The sequence below is a fragment of the uncultured Olegusella sp. genome (genome assembly GCF_947253395.1).
Classification (GTDB): domain Bacteria; phylum Actinomycetota; class Coriobacteriia; order Coriobacteriales; family Atopobiaceae; genus Olegusella.
Window position 1 is genome coordinate 1 of record NZ_CAMXYY010000127.1, and the last position, 3,945, is coordinate 3,945.

A 3,945-nucleotide genomic window follows, 5' to 3' on the forward strand; every position below is an offset into this window, starting at 1 on the left:
AGCTTGATATCTTCGTGGGTCATAAGCGCCTCCTGCAGACCTACTGTACAGACACCCATTACATAGACACAAACGAAAAAACACCTCTAGCTCCATTCAGGCCAGAGGTGTCAGGCACATGCTAGTTTAGACAGCCTGTGTGAGCTTCTCTGCTCGGTCAGCGGCAGCCAGTGCCTCAATCACCGAAGGTAGTGTATCGCCCAACAGCACACCATTGTATGTGCCATTAAAACCTATGCGATGGTCTGTCACGCGATCCTGAGGCTGGTTGTAGGTACGAATCTTTTCAGATCGATTGCCATGGCCAATCTGCGCCAAGCGGCTGGCACCGGCCTCTGCCTGCTGCTTTTCAAGTTCCATCTCATAAAGACGTGCGCGCAGCATCTGCATACAAGCTTCGCGGTTTTGAATCTGCGAACGCTGATCTTGTGAAGTAACAACGGTATTGGTGGGCAAGTGAGTAATGCGTACAGCCGAATAGGTTGTATTAACGCCCTGACCGCCAGGACCCGACGAACAATAGGTGTCAATACGAATATCCTCAGCTGCGATCTGAACATCAATCTCATCTGCTTCGGGCAATACGGCAACGGTTGCTGTCGATGTCTGGATACGACCCTGACTCTCGGTCTTGGGAACACGCTGTACGCGATGGACACCACTCTCGTACTTCATTACGGAGTAAACCTTGTCGCCCATAACCTTAAACTCGATGGTTTTGAAACCACCAGCCGTACCCTCATTGGAGCTCAAAACTTCAATTTTCCACCCTTTAGAAACAGCAAAACGCTGGTACATAGCAAAAAGGTCACCCGCAAAAATACTCGCCTCATCGCCACCTACGCCCGCACGAATTTCAACGATGGTGTCTTTCTCGTCGTTGGGATCGCCTGGAATGAGCATGATTTTAATCTCATCCTCAAGACCGGGAAGCTTTGCTTCATTGTCAGAAATATCTGCTTGAAGCATTTCTTTATCCTCAGCATCTGAGGTCTCGCGCAGCATTTCCTTTGCCGCATCGATATCATCAAGCGCCGTTAAGTACTCCCGTGCCTTTTCCACCAGATCAGACTGGTTTGAGTGCTCCTTGGCAAGACGCGCATATTCTTTAGGATCCGACACAACCTCAGGATCCATGAGTTTCTTTTCCAGCTCAAGATAGGCTGCAATGAGTTTTTCGAGCTTGTCCCGCATGATGGCTCCTCAACGCTTTGCTCACGCAGCCAATGCTGCGCATATTTCTCAACTCTCAAATGATACCACCGAGGTGGCAAGGCTAAACATTACAGCCCTGCCACCTCGAAACCTATCTATTTCTGAGTTCTCTCAGAACTCTAGAATGTAGCTAATTGAACTTGTCATGATAAACGATATCAAATAGCCACTGCAGGTTTATCCAAGGTGCATACTGTGCATCTATGAGAGGCTGTACGCTTTTGTAGATGTCCTTTTTGATGTCTTGTTCGCTGTATTTGTTGATGTCTAGCTTCTTATAGCCATCATTTGGATTTCGAACATTTAATAACCTAAAACTATCATCAAAATCAAATGATATGTTTCCAGCATCGACCATGTAGCCTTTCTTACCGTGTAGACATAACGGTGAAAGAAAACCTAGCTGCTTACCATCCTTATCGTAGGTAAGGATTGCGGGTTCCCCATCGAAGTCGTAGCCAATGGTCTTGAGATCATCGGGGGTGTAGATGTCTCCAAGATTATCGATAAGCATCATGAGTACGGGTTCGGTACCCTTCTTATGGGGCGTGTACTGTGCGTAATACACTGAATTTGAATTGAGGTTGTAGTTGATACATCCAGGTATGGCTGAGAGCATCAGTAGCCACACTAATAGCCCGAAACAGCCTTTTACTACGTTCTTTATCTTCTTGGACATGGTTAGTTGAACCTATCGTGATAAACGATATCAAATAGCCATTGCAGGTTTATCCAAGGTGCATACTGTGCATCTATAAGAGGCTGTACGCTTTTGTAGATGTCCTTTTTGATGTCTTGCTCGTTAAAATTTTTTATGTCTAGGTCTTTATAGCCCCTATCTGAATCAAAAGCACTTAACAGCTTAAATTTGTTATTAAATTCAAAACCTAAGTTTTTGTTAATAAACCTATATCCTCTAGTGCCATCTAAATTGAATGTCGAAAGATATCCCAACTGTTTTCCGTTTTTATCATAAGTCAAAATTGCTGGCTTACCATCAAAATCGTAGCCAATGGTCTTGAGATCATCGGGAGTATAGATGTCTCCAAGATTATCGATAAGCATCATGAGAACAGGTTCTGTACCCTTTTCATGAGGGGTATGTTGTGCGTAATACACTGAGTTAGATTTTAGGTTGAAGTTGATACACCCAGGTATTGCTGACAACATAAGTAACCACAGCAGCACCCCTAGTAAAGCCTTCATGAAATCTTTTATCTTCTTGAGCATAATTAGTTGAACCTGTCGTGATAAACGATATCAAACAACCATTGGAGATTTATCCAAGGCTTTAACTGTGCGTCGATAAGTGGTTGTACGCTTTTGTAAATGTCTTTTTTGATGTCTTGCTCGCTAAAACCTTTCATATCTATTTTTTTATAACCTTTGTTTGCATCACGTATGTTCTTCAGTTGAAAACTTTCAGTGAAGTGGAAGATTAGATTCTCATTATCAACCATATACCCTCCATCACTATCTGGCGTCAGAAAACCTAACTGCTTACCCTCTTTATCGTATGTAAGGATTGCAGGTTTACCATCGAAGTCGTAGCCCATCGTCTTGAGATCATCTGGGGTATAGATATCCTCAAGGTTATCTATAAGCATCATGAGCACAGGTTCGCAACCTTCTTTATGGGGCGTATGTTGTGCATAGTAGACTGAGTTAGATTTTAGATTGAAATAGGTGCACCCTGGTATGATTGATACGAGAACTGCCCATGCGAATAATCCCAGCAAAGCATCTTTTATCTTCTTGAGCATGGCTATCCTTCTCTTTCTTCTCTAGTTCCATATTCTTTTAATGAGCTTGGCTATTGGTTTAGTTATGTAGTTCTTTACAAATCTTGCAGTCGGTTTGATAACGTTCTTTTTGATGAACTTCGCTGCTGGTCGGATTACCTTGTGATAAAAGGGCTTCACGGCTGGCTTTATGACCTTGTTATAGAGAGGCTTAATAACTTTTCTATATACAGGCTTTATAAGCTTGTGATGTACAAACTTTGCAGCTGGTTTGATTACTTTTTCGAAATTGGTTTTATGATTTTGTTGCTTACGAATGTGGCTATAGGCTTTACTACTTTATTTTTAATAGGCTTTATGATTTTGTTCTGAACAAATTTTGCTGCTGGCTTTACCACCTTCTGTACAACTGGTCTCAGCAGCTTTTTCTCTACAGCAGAAAGTGCTGGCTTTACTAGCTTTGTATAGGCTGGCTGGACGAGAAATTTACCAATAGGTTGAAGTATATGTTTGCCAATAGAGGTAGCTGCTGGTTTAAGTACATGGAGATATAGCGTTTTAGCAAGTGAAAATACTTTCTTTGCTCCGAAAACAGCTATATCCGAAAAAAGATTGCTCAGCACTCCTAATGCTGTACCTATAGAAGTGAGAGATATTGACGCAATCGATATGATACCTGGGCCTATATGTGCAAGGATGTTATTAATACGCTGAGCAAAATGACCTGCAAGCTTTTCAAGCTTTTCTTTTTCCCTTTTCCCCCATGCAAGCAAGATTAATGCAATGCCTCCCAGAGACAGTGTTGCGGCGAGGATGTTTGTGCGTTCTTGTGTCTCTGCTGTGACGTGTTTATCTGATTGAAGAGCAAGCACCTCTTTGTAGAGACGATCTCTTTCAACATCAAGGTTTTCTGTGTGGTAATAATTCTTGATGCATTCATCTAAAGTGAGGTTTTTGAAGTCAGGATGATAGTGAAAGATTATTGCAT

General features: G+C 42.4%; 5 protein-coding genes. All 5 read right to left on the reverse strand.

Features of this window, described 5'->3' with window-relative positions:
* Positions 1-126: 126 nt before the first annotated feature.
* Positions 127-1,194 carry a peptide chain release factor 1 gene (prfA, locus tag Q0X25_RS07705; RefSeq protein WP_298580839.1) on the reverse strand — a complete coding sequence of 356 codons (1,068 nt, stop codon included), beginning with the start codon at positions 1,192-1,194 and terminating at the stop codon, positions 127-129.
* 151 nt (positions 1,195-1,345) lie between these two features.
* Positions 1,346-1,834, reverse strand: coding sequence for a hypothetical protein (locus Q0X25_RS07710; RefSeq protein WP_298580842.1), 489 nt, complete (start codon positions 1,832-1,834; stop codon positions 1,346-1,348).
* 62 nt (positions 1,835-1,896) lie between these two features.
* Positions 1,897-2,445, reverse strand: a complete 549-nt coding sequence (locus Q0X25_RS07715; RefSeq protein WP_298580845.1) for a hypothetical protein — start codon at positions 2,443-2,445, stop codon at positions 1,897-1,899.
* Between the two features lie 2 nt (positions 2,446-2,447).
* Entirely contained in the window at positions 2,448-2,978 is a 531-nt protein-coding gene (locus tag Q0X25_RS07720; protein WP_298580848.1) for a hypothetical protein, read from the reverse strand.
* A 254-nt stretch (positions 2,979-3,232) separates the two neighbouring features.
* The coding region (locus Q0X25_RS07725) for a hypothetical protein (RefSeq protein WP_298580851.1) at positions 3,233-3,945 on the reverse strand (713 nt) is incomplete at its 5' end.

Excerpts from the sequence above, each read along its gene's own strand:
- prfA (WP_298580839.1), bottom strand. The coding sequence starts at position 1,194 with ATGCGGGACAAGCTCGAAAAACTCATTGCAGCCTATCTTGAGCTGGAA.
- Q0X25_RS07710 (WP_298580842.1), bottom strand. The coding sequence starts at position 1,834 with ATGCTCTCAGCCATACCTGGATGTATCAACTACAACCTCAATTCAAAT.
- Q0X25_RS07715 (WP_298580845.1), bottom strand. The coding sequence starts at position 2,445 with ATGCTCAAGAAGATAAAAGATTTCATGAAGGCTTTACTAGGGGTGCTG.
- Q0X25_RS07720 (WP_298580848.1), bottom strand. The coding sequence starts at position 2,978 with ATGCTCAAGAAGATAAAAGATGCTTTGCTGGGATTATTCGCATGGGCA.